13 protein-coding genes and 3 pseudogenes are annotated in these 17,982 nt (G+C 61.6%); 11 read left to right on the top strand and 5 right to left on the bottom strand.

The window, feature by feature from the left end; genetic code table 11:
* The first annotated feature begins 72 nt into the window (after positions 1–72).
* The 3 genes and pseudogenes from ACFTWF_RS35950 to ACFTWF_RS35940 all read left to right on the top strand — a co-directional run.
* Complete coding sequence (locus ACFTWF_RS35950; protein ID WP_378465842.1) at positions 73–729, top strand: nitroreductase family protein; 657 nt, start codon at positions 73–75, stop codon at positions 727–729.
* Between the two features lie 492 nt (positions 730–1,221).
* A complete protein-coding gene (locus ACFTWF_RS35945; RefSeq protein WP_378465841.1) occupies positions 1,222–1,707 on the top strand; it encodes a nuclear transport factor 2 family protein in 486 nt (161 codons plus the stop codon).
* A gap of 176 nt (positions 1,708–1,883) precedes the next feature.
* Positions 1,884–2,012 (top strand): annotated as a pseudogene (locus ACFTWF_RS35940) (SDR family oxidoreductase); the annotation flags it as partial.
* Between the two features lie 30 nt (positions 2,013–2,042).
* Here ACFTWF_RS35940 and ACFTWF_RS35935 read toward each other — a convergent pair.
* The 4 genes from ACFTWF_RS35935 to ACFTWF_RS35920 all read right to left on the bottom strand — a co-directional run bounded on the left by ACFTWF_RS35935 (position 2,043) and on the right by ACFTWF_RS35920 (position 6,543).
* Positions 2,043–2,363, bottom strand: a complete 321-nt coding sequence (locus ACFTWF_RS35935) for a fumarylacetoacetate hydrolase family protein (RefSeq protein WP_378465928.1) — start codon at positions 2,361–2,363, stop codon at positions 2,043–2,045.
* Between the two features lie 359 nt (positions 2,364–2,722).
* Complete coding sequence (locus ACFTWF_RS35930; protein ID WP_378465840.1) at positions 2,723–3,019, bottom strand: DUF3263 domain-containing protein; 297 nt, start codon at positions 3,017–3,019, stop codon at positions 2,723–2,725.
* 31 nt (positions 3,020–3,050) lie between these two features.
* Positions 3,051–4,151, bottom strand: a complete 1,101-nt coding sequence (locus tag ACFTWF_RS35925; protein ID WP_378465839.1) for a 2-oxo acid dehydrogenase subunit E2 — start codon at positions 4,149–4,151, stop codon at positions 3,051–3,053.
* Positions 4,152–4,191: 40 nt separating this feature from the next.
* Positions 4,192–6,543 (bottom strand): pyruvate dehydrogenase, encoded by a 2,352-nt coding sequence (locus tag ACFTWF_RS35920; RefSeq protein WP_378465838.1) that lies wholly within the window; start codon positions 6,541–6,543, stop codon positions 4,192–4,194.
* A 270-nt stretch (positions 6,544–6,813) separates the two neighbouring features.
* On the opposite strand from ACFTWF_RS35920, the gene ACFTWF_RS35915 reads away from it, so the two are divergent.
* A complete protein-coding gene (locus ACFTWF_RS35915; RefSeq protein ID WP_378465927.1) occupies positions 6,814–7,290 on the top strand; it encodes an Lrp/AsnC family transcriptional regulator in 477 nt (158 codons plus the stop codon).
* A 40-nt stretch (positions 7,291–7,330) separates the two neighbouring features.
* On the opposite strand, the pseudogene ACFTWF_RS35910 reads toward ACFTWF_RS35915, so the two are convergent.
* Positions 7,331–7,834, bottom strand: a pseudogene (locus ACFTWF_RS35910) (SUMF1/EgtB/PvdO family nonheme iron enzyme); the annotation flags it as partial.
* A gap of 1,164 nt (positions 7,835–8,998) precedes the next feature.
* Between ACFTWF_RS35910 and ACFTWF_RS35905 the strand changes: the two are divergent.
* The 7 genes and pseudogenes from ACFTWF_RS35905 (at position 8,999) to ACFTWF_RS35875 (ending at position 17,743) form a co-directional block, all read left to right on the top strand.
* Entirely contained in the window at positions 8,999–10,639 is a 1,641-nt protein-coding gene (locus ACFTWF_RS35905) for a gluconolaconase (protein WP_378465837.1), read from the top strand.
* Between the two features lie 138 nt (positions 10,640–10,777).
* Positions 10,778–11,158: a nuclear transport factor 2 family protein gene (locus ACFTWF_RS35900; protein ID WP_378465836.1), complete on the top strand. Its 381-nt coding sequence runs from the start codon at positions 10,778–10,780 to the stop codon at positions 11,156–11,158.
* A gap of 1,187 nt (positions 11,159–12,345) precedes the next feature.
* Positions 12,346–12,579 carry a hypothetical protein gene (locus ACFTWF_RS35895; protein WP_378465835.1) on the top strand — a complete coding sequence of 78 codons (234 nt, stop codon included), beginning with the start codon at positions 12,346–12,348 and terminating at the stop codon, positions 12,577–12,579.
* A gap of 11 nt (positions 12,580–12,590) precedes the next feature.
* Complete coding sequence (locus tag ACFTWF_RS35890) at positions 12,591–12,836, top strand: hypothetical protein (protein ID WP_378465834.1); 246 nt, start codon at positions 12,591–12,593, stop codon at positions 12,834–12,836.
* Positions 12,837–13,612: 776 nt separating this feature from the next.
* The gene (locus tag ACFTWF_RS35885) at positions 13,613–15,316 is read left to right on the top strand and encodes a flavin-containing monooxygenase (RefSeq protein ID WP_378465833.1); all 1,704 of its coding nucleotides are present in this window, start codon (positions 13,613–13,615) and stop codon (positions 15,314–15,316) included.
* Positions 15,317–15,986: 670 nt separating this feature from the next.
* Positions 15,987–16,196: pseudogene (locus ACFTWF_RS35880) on the top strand (aldehyde dehydrogenase family protein); the annotation flags it as partial.
* Between the two features lie 215 nt (positions 16,197–16,411).
* Positions 16,412–17,743, top strand: a complete 1,332-nt coding sequence (locus ACFTWF_RS35875; protein WP_378465832.1) for an MFS transporter — start codon at positions 16,412–16,414, stop codon at positions 17,741–17,743.
* Positions 17,744–17,982: the final 239 nt, after the last annotated feature.

The raw sequence follows: 17,982 nt of genomic DNA, 5'->3' as shown, positions 1-17,982 counted from the left end.
CACGAACAGGATAGTACAACTCCAGTGCAAACTTTCAAGCAGTACGCGTTACCTCTCATAAAGGAGAACAAGATGTCGCAAGACCCTACAACAGCAGCTTCCTTCGGGGCTCTTGAAGTTATCGGAAGTGCGCGTTCGATGCGCTACCTGAAGCCGGATCCCGTTCCGATTGAGATGTTACGGACGCTGGTGTGGGCTGGAACACGTGCTCCGAGCCCCGTCAACAGCCAGCCGTGGCACTTCGTGGTTGTCACGGACCCCGAGGTAATTAGCCGGCTCGGCGCGGCGGTCGCGGCCGGTATCGCCGAGTACGCGCGGTCGAACCCGTCAGATCAACCCGTTTCAAAAAGTGGTGCCCATCTCGCAGAGACAGTAGGTGAAGTGCCCGCGATGATCGTGGTTGGTGCCGAGTTGAGCTTTCCGCCGGAAGATCCTGACGAACTCTACGCCTGGGCATGTGTATTTCCAGCGTCCCAGAACATATTGCTTGCGGCCCGAGCACTAGGTCTAGGGGCAGCATTTACGACCTACCACCACTTCGCGCCGGACTCGTTCAGAGAGGAGCTCAAACTTCCTGCCGAGCTTCGTGTGGGCACCGTGATTCCAGTCGGTTGGCCGGGCCGCGCCTTTGGACCTGTGCGCCGGAGACCAGTGGATGACGTCATCCACTGGGACCGTTGGGACGACAGCAAGACCGGATCGTTCAGACAACGAACGTTCGGACCGTAATTTGGCTCTTTGCAGTGTGGATCTCGAAGCTGAACGGGCTGGCGCGCTAAACGCTCTGTTGCACGGAGCCGACGAAAGTCCTAGCCGTCCAGCTGTGGGAATTCGCAGCGGGTTGGCATCGGCAATTAAAGTAAGTTCGTTTCGAACGGGTGGAAGGGATGGACGGGAGCAGGACGGGCCTGACACGGCATGAATCTGTTCTCGATGACATATTCGTTTCGACGATGGTCAAGACAACTCCGGCAACGACCGGACGCGATTGTTGCTCGGAGACGCCGTTGGTCCTTTTGCACGCCAGGAACGTCGTCGATGCAAAAATCGGAAGTGTCCACGGGGCACCACATTCTGTGCCATCAGAGTTTAGTGCTAGCGGTACGGCGGCCCTGCGAGATGGTTGCAGCGAACGTGCAAGTTCGGTGCAGGTGTAACCCGCTGTTCTAGTCCGGTAGTGCGGTGCCATAGCTAACACGCCAGTAAAATAGGGAGAGATGAATGTACGACTCGAACGAAAGTCCAAAGGCCATCGATGCGCTCACTAAGCGAATCGACCGGCTTGAAAGTAACGCCACTATCGTCAAGCTCATGGCCGACTACTGCCATGGAATTGATAAGCATGATCTTGATCTATTTTCCTCTGTTTGGCACCCCGATGGTGTCCTCGGTATGGGAGAGGGTTTGGGCGCACACAAAGGCATCGAGGAGATCCAACATTTCATCCGAGATTTGGTGTGGATCGAATTACTTCCGGAGTCACACCATTGGACAACGAATATCTCATTGATGTTCTCGGACGACGATCATGCAGAAGCCACGTCCGATGTGCTAACGGTTGCTACAGATTCTAGTGACTCACGACTCTCAATCGCAGCAACGTACTACGACAAGTTCGAACGCCGAAACGGTGTTTGGCGATTGTCGCGGCGCGACTCACAGATTCACTATCAACTACCGATTGTAGTCCCAGAAGCGCAGAAGTGAATCGTGTCGAGATTCGGTTCCCCAGTTCGCTCTGCCTACGGTCCCGGTCCATCTAAGACAGCTGCATCTCCGGACTGCTGTCGGAGACGGTCGTCAACTGTCGTCTGTCGGGGTCGCGTCCGTCGATGACCGTACATTGAGGACATTGGCCTAGTTATTCCAACCACCGCGCAGCAAACGTTCTGCCGATCCCGTGGGTCGATCCAGTCGACATCAGCAACGCTGTGTTCTACCTCGCCTCCGACGAATCGCGTTACGTCACAGGAATTTCCCTGCCGGCCGATGCAGGTTTCCTCCTCAAGTAACATACGCGCATTCCAAGTTGAGGAGCTCCTTCACAAGTTCCGGTGAAACCGCGCCAGGGGCCCGCTCACCCATGTTCGTGAGTTACCGCGCAACGAACTCGGCCACACAGCGCAGTGATGCCGTCGGGGTTGTTTCCCGACGGCATTTCGGCACGTCCTCCTGGCGGGGCCTTTACACCTATCAGTGACTGTCCGGGTACGGGGTTCCGGTGCGGCAGGTGGAGGTGATCGTGCGCGGATGTCTTCGACCCAGGTCTCAAGGATATCGCCGTCGCGCAGGAACACCGAAGGCTTGCGGACCACACCGAAACCGGACGGAGTGCCGGTGAAGATCAGGTCACCGGGCAGCATCGGCAGGGTCGGTCTCCGCTGACGATGATCGTGCACCGTCACGGTCAGTATCGGCGCCATCCACACCCTTCCGACCGCCGCGATGCTCGATTCGTTGGGGCGGCCGGCGTGGTCGACCGAATGGCCCGAGTGGACGATCGCGCGCTGTACGGCCAAGACCGATCCCGCGACACGCCGACCGCTTCACACAAAGTGCGACAGATCCGCAAGCTGCCCGCAGACGGACACGGAAGTGCCCACTGACGGCCAATAGAGTAGTACGGGCGTTCCCCCCGAGGCGTGGACACCAGTTCCTATGCGGCGGTGGCCGGCGTAGCCGATCGCCGCTCGAACTCGACCGGACAGGTGGATGGGTGGGTTCACGAGATGTTCTTTGCAGTTTTCCGAAGAGGGTGACGGTCGGTGCGGTGCGTCGTGCTCGTGGTGTCGACATGTGTGCGTCGCGTCGAACGCAGCAGCTTGGATTTGCAGATGTCTCGGAGCCGCGCACGTGTCCCGGCGTCCATCTCGTCGGTCGGGTCGGTGACAAGGGTGAGGACGCGACGGTAGAAGGCTTCGGGGGTCAGGCCGAACTCGGGGAGGATGTATTCGTCGCCGGCGTCGAACGGGGACCATCGAAGCAGGAAGTCGAGCATGGCCTGGTCGTCGGGGGTCATCGTTTCTCCTCTCGGCAGGGGCAAGCGAATGTCACAGCAGATCGGCTGCGGTGAAGCCGTGTTCGAGGGTGTTCTTGACGGCGGTGAGGAAGCGGGCGGCGTCGGCGCCGTCGACGATTCGATGGTCATAGCTGAGAGACAGATAGGCCATCGACCGTACGTCGATACGCAAGCCGCCGTCGTCGCGAGTGGGGACGAGACGTTCGACGACCGCGCCGGTAGCGAGGATGCCGGTCTGTGGCTGGTTGATGATCGGGGTGTCGAACAACGCACCACGGCTGCCGGTATTGGTGAGGGTGAACGTGCCGCCGGACAACTCGTCCGGGGAGACGGTGCCGGTGCGGACCCGTTCGGCCTTGTCGGCAATCGCCCTGGCGTGGGCTTCGATGCTCATCAGATGAGCATCGCGGATGACCGGCACCATTAGCCCGCGGTCGCTGTCGACGGCCATGCCGAGGTGGCAGTGCCGGTGGTAGGTCACTTCGGTGGCCTCCGGGTCGAGGGAGGCGTTGAGCATGCGGTGCTCGGCGAGCGCTGCGATGGCGGCCTTGGCGAAGAACGGCAGGAACGAGAGTTTGATACCGGTCCGTTGATGGAACGCGTCCTTGTGCGCGGCACGCAGTCGTGCGATCGCGGTGACGTCGACTTCCACCACCGACGTCAATTGCGCCGAGATCTGTAGAGATTCGACCATCCGCCGGGCGATTGTGCGCCGGATCCGGGGTAGTTCTTCCACCACGACGTCGTCCTGCGGGGGCGGCGTCGCCTTCGGGGTCTGGGGTGTCGAGGGCGTCGGTGCAGGGGGTGCCACCTCGGCCTCGTCCGGCGATTGTACGGCAGGAGCAGTAGCGGTGTCCACTGCGGTTGGCGCCGAGTCGGATTCGGTAATGACGGCAAGGTCGGCGCCGACGGCGACTGCATCGTTTTCCTCGGCCAGGATCTGTTGCAGCACACCGGTGACGGGGGAGGGTATCTCGGTGTCGACCTTGTCAGTGGCGACCTCGAGCAGGGGTTCTTCGGCGGTGATGTGGTCGCCGGGTTGTTTGAGCCAGCGGGTGACGGTGCCTTCGGTGACGGACTCGCCGAGGGCCGGCATGGGCACGACGGTGCCGGTGAGTTGTTCGGTGCTCATGAGGGTGCGTGCTCCTGGTGCAGCGCGCCGGATCGGCGTGTCAGGGAAGGATGTCGAGGGCGGCGGTGACGATGCTGTCGGTGTCGATGCCGTGATAGCGGTAGACCTCGTCGAGGCTGCCGACCTGCCCGAACCGGCCGACACCGAGGTGGGTGCTGCGCACCCGGCTGATGCCGGCGAGGAAGGCCAGGGTGTGCGGGTGGCCGTCGAGGACGGTGACCATGGGCGTCGCCCGATCGGCGGGGAAGAGCTGATCGAGAATCCAGCTGTCCCCGGTGGTCCGGCCTTGGCGGGCCTGCCAGGCCTCGAACAGTAGGCCGGGGCTGGTGATGCACAGCACGTCGGCCGGGGTTCCGGCGTCGTCGAGCCGATCGGCGGCAGCGAGCGCTTCGGTGATCATCGCGCCCATTGCGACGATGGTGATCTGCGGGTTGTCGCGGCGCCGGATGGGATACCCGCCGGCGACGACCTGGCGGCGTCGCCGCTCGCGCGCGGCCCGGTCTGCCGGCACCGCGGAGAGGGACTGGTCCACCGGTCGGGTGGACAGCCGCAGGTAGGCGGAGCTGCCGTCGGGGCGGCCGAGCCGGGACAGGGAGGCCAGCAGGGACCATTCGACGTCGATCGCGAAGGCCGGTTCGTAGCTGATGCAGCCGGGTTGTTCGAGTCCGATCGAGGGAGTCTTGATGGACTGATGCGCGCCACCTTCGGCGGCGAGGGTCACCCCGGAGGGGGTGCCGACGAGGATGGACTGGCCGCCGGCGTAGATGCCGTAGGACCACGGCTCCAGCGCCCGTTCGACGAACGGGTCGTAGAGCACCCCGATGGGCAGCAGCGGCTGTCCCCAGCGGCTCCAGGTGGCGCCGAGTTCCCCGATCAGCCCGACGAGGTTGGTTTCGGCGATACCCAGTTCCATGTGCTGGCCGGTGGGGCGTTCGTTCCAGTGCATGATCGTTTCGGGATCGTCGGCGAACCAGTTCTGCCGCTCGGCCGCGGACCACACCCCGACCTTGTTGACCCAGCCGCCGAGGTTGGTGGTGGAGCTGACATCGGGGCTGACTGTGACTACGCGGGTGGCGGCGTCGGGGGATTCGCGGGTCAGATCCAGCAGCACCCTACCCAGGGCGGCCTGGGTGGTGGCGGTGCCCTTGGGGGTGCGCCCGAAATCGGTGGGGATCGCGACCTCGGGCGGCGTCGGCACCGGATCGCGGTGCAGCCGCGCTGCCGCCGCTGCGCACAGCCGGCCCGCTGCGGTGTCGTCGGCGAAGCGGCCCCACGGATGATGCGGGTCAATGCCGAGCGTGTCAGCGAGTTGGATGTATTCGTCGACGGTCAGCAGCGCCGAGTGGTTCTGCGGGTGCCCTTCGGTGGGCAGCCCATAGCCCTTGATGGTGTAGGCGATGACAACCGTGGGGCGGGTGTCGTCGATCTGCCGATACGCCTGCGACAGTGCGGCGAGGTCATGGCCACCGAGATTGCGGACCGCGGCGGTCAGTGTCGAGTCGTCGAGGGTGGCGATCAGTTCGGTGATGCGAGCGGCGTCGGGTCCGGTGCCTGGCAGCCGGTCGCGGACCTCGGACGCGGTACAGCGTAGCAACCGCTGGTATTCCGGGTTCGGCATGTCGAGGATGCGGGCGCGCAGTGCGCCGCCGCCGGGGCGGGTGAACAGTTCTTCGAGGAGTGTGCCGAATTTGACGGTGATGACTTGCCAACCGGCGGCGTCGAACATCTTCTCGAGGCGGCGGGCGGCAATGTTGGGGATGACCCGGTCCAGGGACTGGCGGTTCAAATCGACGATCCACACCACTTCACCGAGATCGGCAATGCCCGGATCGAGGATGGCTTCCCAGACGGCGCCTTCGTCGAGTTCGGCGTCGCCGACCAGGGAGTACTGGCGGCCCCGGCCGGTGCCGGCGAGGTGGGTGCCGATGTAGCGGCGGGCCATCGCACCCCAGATCGGTGCGGTGGCACCGATCCCGACCGAGCCGGTGGAGTAGTCGACGGTGTCGGGGTCCTTCGACCGGCTCGGATAGGACTGCAGCCCGCCGAATTCGCGCAGGGTAGTCAGGTACTTCTCGTCGAGTTCACCGAGCAGATAGTTGATGCTGTGCAGCACGGGGGAGGCGTGGGGTTTGACGGACACTCGATCGCCGGGCTGCAGGTGCTCGAACCACAGGGAGGTCATGATCGACACCATCGAGGCGCAGGAGGCTTGGTGGCCACCGACCTTCAGGCCGGTGGGGTTCGGCCGGACTCGGTTCGCGTGGTGGATCATCGAGGTCGACAACCACAGCACCTGCTGCCGGATCGACTCAAGCGCGGCGAAATCCTCCGACACCGCCGGGCTACCGGTCGGATGGGAGCCGATGGAGTCGGCGGAGACAGGCTGGGACATGGAGAACTCTCTTTCAAAGACAACCACGCGGAACCGGGCAGGTCTACTGCATCGGGTGCTGGGACCAGGCTCGGCCGACGACGGATCGGACGCGGGCCGAGCGGGGTCGAGGAAGGGGGAGGCCGGCCGGATTGTGTCTGCGGAGGCTCTTCCCTAATCTGCGGGGTGTGCACACAGTCCACCAGCAGCCATCTCTTTGCGCAATACTGGACCTGGGAAATGAGCAATATGCACGCCGTTGCGGGTGTGGATGAAAGTGAGGTTGGCATTGTGCCAAGCACCTATCGAGCCGACCGGATCGACGCTCGAATCCTGACTGCCGTGTCCGACGACCCGCGTGCCACGGCAATGGCCATAGCTGAGCGAACCGGGCTGTCCCGCAATACGGTTCAGGCACGGTTGAGTAAGCTCGACGAGGCCGGCGCGCTGCGTTCGTTCGAACGTCGGATAGACCCGGCGATTCTCGGTTATCCGCTGCAGGCCTACGTGCTCACCAATGTCACGCAACGCAAACTCGGCCGGGTGGGGGCCGCGCTGGATGCGATCCCCGAGGTACTCGAGGTGCACGGACTCAGCGGCGTCGCCGATCTGCTCGTCCACGTCGCAGCCAAGGGCGCGGACGATCTGTATCGGGTGGCCGGTGACATTCTGGACATCAAGGGCGTCAAGCGCACCACGACGGCGCTGGTGATGCGCGAAATGGTGGATTATCGGGTCCGTCCGCTGTTGGGTCGGCTTACGGATTGAGTTGCAGGTATAGCTGCTTCGAAGGTTGACGCGCCTCACATCAAGCACTCGCACAACGGAATCCGATGTCGCCGGCTGTGGAGTCCGGGGTATTCGACGAACGTGCGGACACCCGATAGCGGTGGCAGTACGAGGAACGGCACAGATAGGAGCCACCGCGGATGACGCGATGGTGCCGACGTCCGGTCCTCGAGGAGCGAACGGTTCCGATTGGCCGCAGTAGTCCGCATCGAACCAGTCCTGGCGCCATTCCCAGACGTTTCCCGCCATCTGCCACAGGTAGTAGCCGTTGGGGCGGTAGCTCTTCACAGGTGCGGTCGTCAGCTAGCCGTCTTCTTCGGTGTTCTCCACCGGGAAGCGGCCCTGCCAGATGTTGCATCGCCACTGTCCGCGTGGGGTGAGTTCGTCTCCCCATGCGTACCGACGCCCTTCCAGGCCTCGGCGGGCTGCGTATTCCCACTCGGCCTCGGTCGGCAGACGAGTTCCCGGCCAGAGGCAATAGGCGAGCGTCGTCCCAAGACACATGTACCACCGGGTGATTCCGGCGTTCGGAATGTGTCAAGATGATTGAGTCCAACGATCACCGCCCCGTCGGTCGCAGCGAATCAGCTACGCTAGACCAGCTTTCGGATATCGCGCGGTATTTTTTAGAATTCGCGCCCTAGAGTAGGCCGGGACTCGGCCGTAGGAAGGCCAGTATGCGACTCATAATCTGGAGTGTGCATCGTGAGGTGCAGAGACTTCGCGGTCCGCGTAGGAAACCGCGCCGTTGCTCTCGTTCATCACGCCGCGAAAGGATTCTATTGGGAGTGCATCGAAAACTCGGTGAGCGTCCGCGTGTAAGGAGTGAGATAGAAATGAGCTCTTGGTAGGTCAATGAGTGTCTACGTCCCTGCCCTATCAGGAGCTCACTTGCCAATGCCCGAGCCCTCGGACTGGGCTTTACGCGCCCAGGTTAGGTGCTCCAATGATTCGGATGATCCTTCCGAATAATCGATGTCTCGATCAAACCCGAGGCGCTTCAAATCCAGCCTCGGCTACTGCACACCGGCCCGAGCCGGGGCCGACGCACACCAGACCGCCGCCGACGACCTAGCCAGGGCGGCCTGACACGAACGAAAAGCCGAGGACTGTCTAAATTCCTTGACACAGCCCAGTCGGGGCTCGTGTGACAAAAGTCGCTGATCGGGCGGCAACGCGGCTCTAGCGTGTCTTTCCAGCGACTCCTGACGGGTGTTTCGCGGCTTCCGATGAAGGGGAGAGTGCATGAGTGGTCACGGTCTGTGCCGATCGCGGCTCCGCGGTCGCCGGGATACGTGTCGGTGGTGCGGTGCGCGTTGGCGGATTCTTGGTCAACCCTGACGTTCGCCCGCACGCTCATCGCGGGGGTGGGGGCGCGGCCCCGATATGAGGATTGAGCAGCGCCGGGCGATCTTCGAAGAACTGCTCTTTGACACGCGGATGGAGCCTCCCGTCATATCATCCTCGACGAGGTGTGGTGCACGCAGTGGCTTGAGTTAAACCCCCGCAACATCAGACACCCACCCGTGTGTGACTCGCGTCGCGCCGGCCAGGCGCCCACCAACAATCAGGTCATGAACAAGAAGGGAACGATCGAATGACGACGACACCCAAAGTTCTAGGAGAGTATCCTATGATGGGTCGGGTTTCTTTGCTTAGTGAAGCTACGGCGACAAGGGGCACTGCGGTGGCTGACAGCGAATCGGGCCGTTATGGTTTCGTTATCCCCCCATCCGTGCGGACGGCGTCTCAATGGTCACTATCGCGCGTGGGCGGGCCTGCGGCGCTGATCGGCGCAAACGGCATAAGCTTCGGGCCTGACAACCAACTCTATGTTGCCCAAGCGTACGGCAGCGAGATCAGCGCAGTCATGCCAGAGAGCGGCGTGGTCCGAACGATATGCCGCACGGACGATCCGATTACCTGTCCAGACGACATCGCATTCGGTGCAGACGGTACCATGTACATCGCCGAAATGGAGTTGGGGCGTGTGTCCGCACGTGACAGCCTCGGTGAGCTCCAAGTGATCGACTCGAACGTGCCGGATGCGAATGGTATTGCAACTAGCGGAGATCGACTGTTCATCGGCCAATTCCGGCCCGACGGATGCATTTTTGAACTCTTTCGAGACGGGCAAGAACGACGGCTTGTGGCCGACGGTCTTCAGTGGCCTAATGGGATGAGCGTCGGGGCGGATGGTCGGCTGTATTTCCCGTCGGTTCTCGCTGGCGAGATTTGGAGTGTGGATCTCGACGGGGGGGTCCCGCATCTGGTCGTGAGCGGGCTCAGCGCGCCGGTGGCGGTCAAGGCGACGCCCGATGGGAACATCGTTACGACTGAGGCTGCGGGTTCGGTCCTCACCATCGATCCGCGAACCGGAACGACGACAACATTAGCCAAGCTCGCTCCTGGCCTAGACAACTGTGCCTTCGGCCCCGATGGGTCGCTGTTCGTTTCGAACATGATTGATGGCCGGATCACGCAAATCACGACTCAAGGCGTGCTCCGAGACATCGTGCAGCCCGGCTTTATAGGCCCGATGGGGCTTGATGTGTCGGAGGACGGCACACTGTATGTGGCCGATGCGTGGAGCTACGCAGCGGTTCAAGCAAATGGCCCGGTGGAGCGCTTGGGGACCTTTATGGACGCTGGGTTTCCCGGCGTTCTCCGATCACTGGCCCTCGCGGACGACGGGTCACTTCTGCTGGCAACGACCGCGGGCACTGTCGTCAAGACCGACCCGCGAGGTGAGCACCGGACGCTTGCGACTGACCTCGGTGACGTCGTGGGATTGGCGGCCACGGCTGACGGAGCGGTTTATGTCGCTGAATCCTCCGAGGGCAGGCTAGTGCGGATTGATCGCGACGGCGTCATAACAACCGTGGCTTCGGGTCTAGCGCGCCCCATGGGGGTCGCCGCTGCTGCTGATGGGTCGCTCTTCGTGGTCCAAGGGGATGCAGGCAGCGTCTCGCGTGTCGACGGTCGCGGAGTGTCGATCGTCATCGACGGCCTAGAGGACCCGCACGGCCTTGCGGTGAATGGGTCTGATCTGTATGTCGTGGCGCGTGGTAGCCGTAGCCTGCACCACCTTTCGCTTGAGTCGGGGGAATCAACGGTCATTGCCGACAATCTGCCTATCGGTGGCGGCCCTGGAGTGACCCCGAAGGTAGTGGCCGGTCTACCGCCGAATGCACCCGGTCCGTGGATGCCGTTCAACGACCTGGCAGCCAGTCCTGACGGCAGCGTGTTCGTCGGTTGCGACGGAGATGGCAGTGTTCTTCGCTTGGTGCGACGGGACGACGTGTGGGCCTCTGCGACGGGGCATTGAAGCAGCGCGATCAGACAGATTCGGCGGACAAAACAAAGAAACGAAATGGGCTGAGGTAGCGCCAATTCAAGAAGCTTGTTCCGCAAATCGTCTGACCGTTCCACGCATTGAGTCGGTGCCGATTCAAAAGGAGCAACAATGAACGCTTCCGAAAAGCTTCTGGCCGTCGCAAACTCCTACGTCGACTGCTACAACAGCGACGACCTCGACACTATGCGCACTCTGATGAGCGAGGACGTCGAAGTGACACACCACAACCGCGGTGTCCACCGAGTGGGTCGGAACGCCGTGTTCGCTGGCAAGGAAGGTGCATCGAAGACGTTGCCAGACAAGCACTTCCGCGACAGGCGACGCATAGTCGCAGTCGACGACGTGGTCATGATTGAGCACACCTGGTCCGGCACTGCGGCGGTGGACATGCCCGGATTCGCGGAGGCGGGCGAAAGTTTTGCCATCGAGATGTGCACCATCATGACAATCCACCAGGGTCAGATCGTCAAGTACGACGACTACGGCTGAGCGTGGAGGCGTCATCGTGGAGAAAGTGAGTCAGGGTACCTGCAGGTTGGACATAGAGGAGAAGTCTTATCGCCAGGCATTAGGGAGGTACCCTACCGGTTCAGTGCCACATCGCTGCGCACCAACATGGCCTTGGATGCCCTCGACGTGGGCCTGTGGACCCGACAGCGAGCCGCGCAGGACGTCACTGGCCTGACCCCCACAGCGCCAGGGGCGTCAATATCGAGCGGTCCTGTCACCGAGCGGCTCACCGTCGCGGAGGCAGTGGCTTCTGTTGGCTCACGAGGTAATTCGTACGAGATGAGTTGGCGGCGGGAATCGCACCCGCCGCCGCTCTCCGAACCGTGCGTGACAGTCTCCCGTCGCACCTCTCCCGTCATCGAACCGGTAGGCAAACGCGCCGTGCTTTCCAGTGCGCGAACATGCCGGGATACACCGAAGCGATCTCGGCCATTTTTCCAGCGGGCGCGGCCCTTGGCACGACGAAACCGTTTGGAACTTCCGCACTATCTATTTCACCAGAAACGGGTTGATCCGCTGCTCGAGAAACCCGGATCAACTCGGACTTGCAGAAGCGCCCGTAATAGTTGATCCCCCGCCACGGCAGGGTGGATCATCGCAGCGATCGCCTGGAAACTCAGCGCGGTCCAGCGACCCAACTGCCAGATCCGGATGGTCCTGGCCATGGACTTCTTGGCCTGCTTGCTCACCGTGGGCAGGAAGCCGACCTTCAGTCTCCCGTCACGTCACCGAGCCGGGCGACGCCGAAACGTGCACCCGAGGAGGGTGAACTCGGTAACCGGAGACTCCTGGTCCGGTCCCGACCCTCCTGATTGAGTACACGATCCGAGTCTTGTCCGCACGAAGGTTCAGCCCGAACTGCTGTGGCCTGCGCCCAATCGCATCACGGACGAACTCCGCCTGCCGCTCACTGGCCGCAATGGCCCCGGCATCGCCGCAGTACCGCTCGAACCCGACCGACACGATCTCCCGATCCCACTAGGAATCGAAAGGATAGTGCATGAACGGGTTCGACAACAAGGGCGAGATCGCAGACCCTTATGAACAGTGCCAGGTTATGCGCAGCGCTGGCGTGCAAGGCCTGGTGACGGCGATGTCAGAGGTCGATCGCTGCGCATAATCCGCGGATCCTCTGGTCAGGCGGTCCGGTATGGTGCCGGGCCTCCATGATCGGAGGTCAGTTCGTTATGGCGACTTTGTCTGCGTTGGTGTCGGGCCTGGAGGCGGAGTTACAGCGTTTGGGCTACAAGGATTCGACGCTCGTTTGGCACCGGGGCTGTTGGCGGCCGATGCAGAAACACTTCGCTGCTCGTGGTGTCGAGGAGTTCTCCTTGGATGCGGCGATGGCGTGGGTCGACGACGCGTGTGGTTTCTTCGACAAGGAGCAGGCCGGCACCTGAAGCGAACCGATGTGTATTTGTTCAGGGTTGCTCAGATGCTGGAGGATTACGCGGTCCACGGGGCGGTGCTGCGCCACTATAACCCGTCGGTGAGCAAGCTGGACGTGGCCGGCGCCCAGACGGTCGCCCGGTTCCAGGCGCACCTGCGCTCGGCTGGGCGCTCGGCCTCGACCGTGCGGACCTACGGGACGTTGGCCGGGGAGTTCGTCGCGTTCACCGAAACCCGCGGGGGCTGGGCTGCTGCGACGCCGCCATGATCGGGACCTGGAGCGGGAGGCCCCGCCCCTGCATAGCATCAGGGGCGTCCACCCCAAGGGGGTGCCTCACTGCAGTTCGTCGCTGACGAACTCAACGACCGACCCCGCAAAACCCACGACTGGCATACTCCAACCGAGAGGCTCAACGAACTACTCGATGTTGCGATGACCGCATGAATCCGCCGCAGCTGTACTGTTCAAAACAGGCGGCCGAATCTCAGGCCGCGCCCCGCCCCGGCACCTCCTTGCCCGGGAGGCCGGGCCTCGTGTGACATAAGTCGCTGATCGGGCGGCAACGCGGCTCTACCGTGTCTTTCCAGCGACTCCTGACGGGTGTTTCGCGGCTTCCGATGAAGGGGAGAGTGCATTGGAGTGGTCACGGTCTGTGCCGATCGCGGCTCCGCGGTCGCCGGGATACGTGTCGGCGGTGCGGTGCTCGTTGGCGGATCGATGCCGTCGGCTGGCTCGGCGACCTACTTCCCGAGGACGACGTCGTCATCTGGTTTTTCGTCAACCCTGACGTCTGCCCGCACGCTCGTCGCGGGGGTGGGGGCGCTGCCCCGATATGAGGATTGAGCAGCACCGGGCGATCTTCGAAGAACTGCTCTTTGACACGCGGATGGAGCCTCCCGTCATATCATCCTCGACGAGGTGTGGTGCACGCAGTGGCTTGAGTTAAACCCCCGCAACATCAGACACCCACCCGTGTGTGACTCGCGTCGCGCCGGTCAGGCGCCCACCAACAATCAGGTCATGAAGAAGAAGGGAACGATCGAATGACGACGACACCCCAACAGGCCGCTTCGCCATATGAAGCCTCAAGGGTCCTTGATGCTCTGGTGATCGGCTGCGGCATCACTGGAATCTACCAGTTGCACAAGCTAAACCAAGCCGGCCTAAACGTCCGCGCGGTCGACGCCGCTGAGGGCATCGGCGGCACCTGGTGGTGGAACCGCTACCCAGGAGCTCGGTTCGACTCCCAGTCCTATCTGTATGGCTTCTTCGCGTCGGAGAAGCTTTATCGGGAGTGGCGCTGGAGCGAGCACTTCGCAGGACAACCAGAAATCGAGGCGTACCTCAACAAGGCGGTACGTGAATTCGGACTCGACGATCTCATCACGTTGAATACCAGAGTCGAGTCAATGCGGTTTGACCCCGAGCGAGCCGTGTGGACCGTTCGGACTAACACTGGTGAACAGGTGGAAACGCGGTTCGTGGTGCCGGCGCTCGGCGTCTTGTCCCGCCCGCTGGTACCCGAGATTCCTGGCGTAGAGAAGTTCGCCGGACCGGTGCATCACACTGCGAGGTGGCCCAAGGAGCCGGTCGAACTGTCCGGTAAGCGCGTGGCCGTGGTGGGGGTCGGGGCGTCCGGCATTCAGATTGCCACGGAGATTGCGAGCGAGGTCGATGAACTCGTGGTATTCCAGAAGTCGCCGCAATGGGTGACGCCGCTACACAACCAGCCCATCAGCGATGACGAGTTCGCTCAGATCCAGGATTCCTACGACGAGTACCACGAGCGGACCCTGAATTCGTTCATGGGTTTCCTGGAGACCTACCTCGCGGCTCCCGGAGATTTTGCCACTCATACGTCGCAACAGCGACGCGAGCTTTTCGAGGCTGTGTATAAGGTGCCCGGATTCCTCAAGGTCTTGGCAAACTATCCCGAGGTGTTCACGGCCGGCGAGGAGAACGAAGCCTTCCGCGACTTCTTGGCCGAGAAGATCAAGGAACGGGTCAAGGACCCAATCCTTGCCGAGAAGCTCATTCCGGATCACCCCTTCATTTCGAAGAGGCCACCGTTCGATAGCGGCTCCGGCTATTACGAGATATTCAACCTTCCGCACGTCAAACTCGTGTGTACCCCCGAGACGCCGATCGTCCGGATTACGGAGTCGGGTATTGAAACGACGGAGGAGAATTTCGACCTCGATGTCATCGTGTTCGCAACCGGATTCCATGCCGTCACCGGGGAGTACGAGGCCATCGATATCGAGGCCCACGGACAGAAACTCAACAACAAGTGGGCAGACGGGCCACAGACATACCTGGGCATCCAAACACCCGGATTCCCCAACATGTTTTTCGTCAACGGGCCGCAGATCCCAGGGGGGAACGTGCCCAGGTGTGCCGAACCCGGTTCCGACTTCGTAACCGATCTTATCGTCGAATCGCGCAAGCGCGACGCATCGGTCGTCGAAACAACCGCGGAGGACGCTAAGGTATGGGCAAATATCGTCGCGGAGAGCGCTCGCGGAACTGCCTTAGGGAGCGCCGACAACTGGCAGCGCGGCGCGAACGTTCCGGGTAAGAAGCCGGTGCCGTTCATGTTGTACCTGGGTGGCCTAAATAACTACGTGGAATATCTGAACAAGTCGCGGAGCAGCGGGTTCGAGGGATTTCTTTTCGACGGAGCAAAGACGTCCGCTCCTTCGTCGCCGAAATCAGTTACCGACGAAACTTTGGCTCATCGCTCTTGAATCGCGACACGGCGTCGGCGTGACAGATCAGTTGCCGCGAACCGCGGGGTGTCCTTCGCGGGTCGCACCCGCACGGCCACAGCGCCATTCGCAGCGACGTTGACCAGCTCGACGGCCTTGTGGTTGGCGGGCTGCGAGATCAAGCCGGGGTTTCGTCTCTCGTGAAGCACTATGCGATGGCCGGCCACAGCTTGAATCGGATGCTCGAGCTCAAGCCGTTTTCGTCTGGCGGGAGGCATGAATGCGCTGGTGGATAGCATCGCGGCCGATTCGTCCGGTGATTCCGAGAGTCGTTTCGGCCATGGACGAATCGGCTGCGTATGCTGAGGAGCGCCGAATGGTGACCGCGTTGATAGCCAAGCAAGCGCTTTACAAGAACATGGCCGCTATTGCCGCGGGATAGATCGCAATGACTTTGAGCTTGTAAAGTCGACTTTCTGGCGGGAGTCCACTGACGACCATGGCAGGCTCGTCGGAGTCTCCCATGACTTCTGCACTAAGGCATTTGAAGCTCAGAAGGTTTCGTCACACAAGGCCAGTCGCAATAGTCTTTACCAACGTCACAAATGCATGCGTATCGCCCGGTAATAAGTATTCGGCCCGGTCCTTGTAGTGCTGAAGTTCACTGATGAAGTGAACGCAATAACGTCGCCAATATTCCGAATCCGGCCTTGCAGCAGGAGTCTGGACCTCGAATCTTTCTCGCAACCACCGAATTGCTGCACGTCTCGAAGCTGGGCAGGTCTATATCAGCGAATGTTGCTCATCTCGCATCGAGACTTCATTCGGTGGCCACAATCGCGGTGGATACGGTCGAGGAAAGGGCATCGAGGCTTTGCGTGGCTATTTGCAGACGAAACCTCTCATCGTATGTCCCTGACAACACGGTGCCGGCAATGAGGGCTCGCTTGAATCGAGCTGAGCAAAGAAGTTCCAAGGTGAAGCCTCACATCGCGTACCAGGTCTCGAGTCGCGGAGTCAGTGTAATTGATACTTGTACTAAAGAAGGAGCAAGCCTTGTGCTCAGCGGTCACCTAATTGATCACGGATGGCTCAGCAACAAATCCGTGCCGTTCTCTAGAGATGAGCAAAACAATGGCTTTGTCCAAAAAATCTGAATCCGTTGACGCCGGCGAGGTGACAGAGTGGAAGCAGGGTGGCCGCACAGTACTCTTCAGCGCAATCGGATACGGTTCTGCCGCAGTCCTTTTTGTATACACAGCAAGTGTGTTCGTCAAGCCGACAATGCAGGGAACCGGTTGGAGTACCAGTGAAGTGCTGGTGTCGCCGATTGTCATCTTACTGCTCGCGGGCTGTGGCCCGTTGGCGGGTAGAGCAGCGGACCGCTGGGGGGCTCGAAGGACGATCGTAGCGGGACTCGTCCCGTACGCAGTACTGCTTCTTCTCTTCGCGACGCTGCCAATCAGCAAGTTCACATTTTACGGCATGGCAGTAGCTATTGGCATCGTAGGGTCCTTCGTGTATATCGTGCCCTTTAACCACGCGGTCGCATCTTGGTTCGACAAGGGTGCCGGCAAAGCATTCGGTTTGGTCGGTGCTGGTTCGGCGGCAATGCCTCTGATCGCCATTCCGGTTGTTACTCTCGCTATCTACAATATCGGCTGGCAGGCAGGCTATTTTGTGCTTGCCGTATTTGCTCTCCTCATCTCTTTGCCAGCGGTGCTCTTTGGAATGCAGGACCGCCCGCGCCAAGACGAATACTCGCTCTCGGTTGCTGATTTGTCGCCAGGCGAGGATACCGCCGACGGCCTGAGCGTCAGACAAATCCTCCGCACCCCCCGATACTGGATCTTCTCGTTCAGTATTGTCGCGGTCACAGGCACAACGTCGGGGTTCATCGCGAACCTGCAGCCGATCCTGCTTGACGGCGGAGTGAGCCTAGCCGCCGCCACGACGGTCACCACGCTGTGGAGCGTGGGAATGGTGGTCGGTCGTCTGGGCAGCGGTACGCTTCTCGACATTTTTCCCCGACGGAGGGTCACGGTAGCAGTCACGATCTTGATGGTGGCGGCAGTTGGTTCCTTGTCGGTAGGTGTCGTCGGGGCGGTACCTGTAGTCGTCGCCGCGATCGGTGTGATGCTGGTCGCGGTCAGCGGAGGCGCCGAAGCCGACTTCGGTGCATACTTCCTACTAAAGGAGTACGGACGCCGGAATTTCGGCTCGTTGTATGCTACCGCATTGGCATTCAGTGGCGTTGCGGGCGTGTCGTTTCCCTATTTGTTCAGTTTCATTCGCGATTCGACCGGCAGCTACTTCTCGGCGACCTTAGCTGGTGCAGCTGCATTGATGGTTGCGGCACTTTCCATTCTCGTGTTTGGGCTGACAGCTCCCCGTCCAGCGGGTGCGGAATCGGCATCGCTCAAGCACGCTTCCCACCGGGAGGAGGAAAACGTGCATGAGGCGTAGATGGTCTGGAGAGGGTGGGCGCAACCGTTACGGTGATGCTCGCCGCGCAGGAGGTGACCGCGTGGACGGCGTTGCCTGAACACACCCGGACGGTGTTCGGCGCGCCCAGTTTCGCAATCTTCATCCGACTGCTCTCACCGACTTGGTCGATGCCCCGGGGCGGCGCACCGTAACCGCGATGATCGCGGTGGCCGACCCTGCTGGCTGCGGGCCGATGGTGCCTATCCCCGGTCGTTCCG

The sequence above is a fragment of the Rhodococcus sp. NPDC056960 genome, from assembly GCF_042674125.1.
Taxonomy (GTDB): Bacteria; Actinomycetota; Actinomycetes; order Mycobacteriales; family Mycobacteriaceae; genus Rhodococcus_F.
The sequence above is the reverse complement of the archived record's forward strand: the minus strand, read 5'-3'. Positions and strand labels throughout refer to the sequence as shown.

Coding starts and splice junctions, on each gene's coding strand:
- ACFTWF_RS35945 (WP_378465841.1), top strand. CDS start 1,222: ATGTACGACTCGAACGAAAGTCCAAAGGCCATCGATGCGCTCACTAAG.
- ACFTWF_RS35900 (WP_378465836.1), top strand. CDS start 10,778: ATGAACGCTTCCGAAAAGCTTCTGGCCGTCGCAAACTCCTACGTCGAC.
- ACFTWF_RS35950 (WP_378465842.1), top strand. CDS start 73: ATGTCGCAAGACCCTACAACAGCAGCTTCCTTCGGGGCTCTTGAAGTT.
- ACFTWF_RS35920 (WP_378465838.1), bottom strand. CDS start 6,543: ATGTCCCAGCCTGTCTCCGCCGACTCCATCGGCTCCCATCCGACCGGT.
- ACFTWF_RS35875 (WP_378465832.1), top strand. CDS start 16,412: ATGGCTTTGTCCAAAAAATCTGAATCCGTTGACGCCGGCGAGGTGACA.
- ACFTWF_RS35935 (WP_378465928.1), bottom strand. CDS start 2,363: ATGCTGCCCGGTGACCTGATCTTCACCGGCACTCCGTCCGGTTTCGGT.
- ACFTWF_RS35925 (WP_378465839.1), bottom strand. CDS start 4,151: ATGAGCACCGAACAACTCACCGGCACCGTCGTGCCCATGCCGGCCCTC.
- ACFTWF_RS35895 (WP_378465835.1), top strand. CDS start 12,346: ATGATCGGAGGTCAGTTCGTTATGGCGACTTTGTCTGCGTTGGTGTCG.
- ACFTWF_RS35930 (WP_378465840.1), bottom strand. CDS start 3,019: ATGACCCCCGACGACCAGGCCATGCTCGACTTCCTGCTTCGATGGTCC.
- ACFTWF_RS35885 (WP_378465833.1), top strand. CDS start 13,613: ATGACGACGACACCCCAACAGGCCGCTTCGCCATATGAAGCCTCAAGG.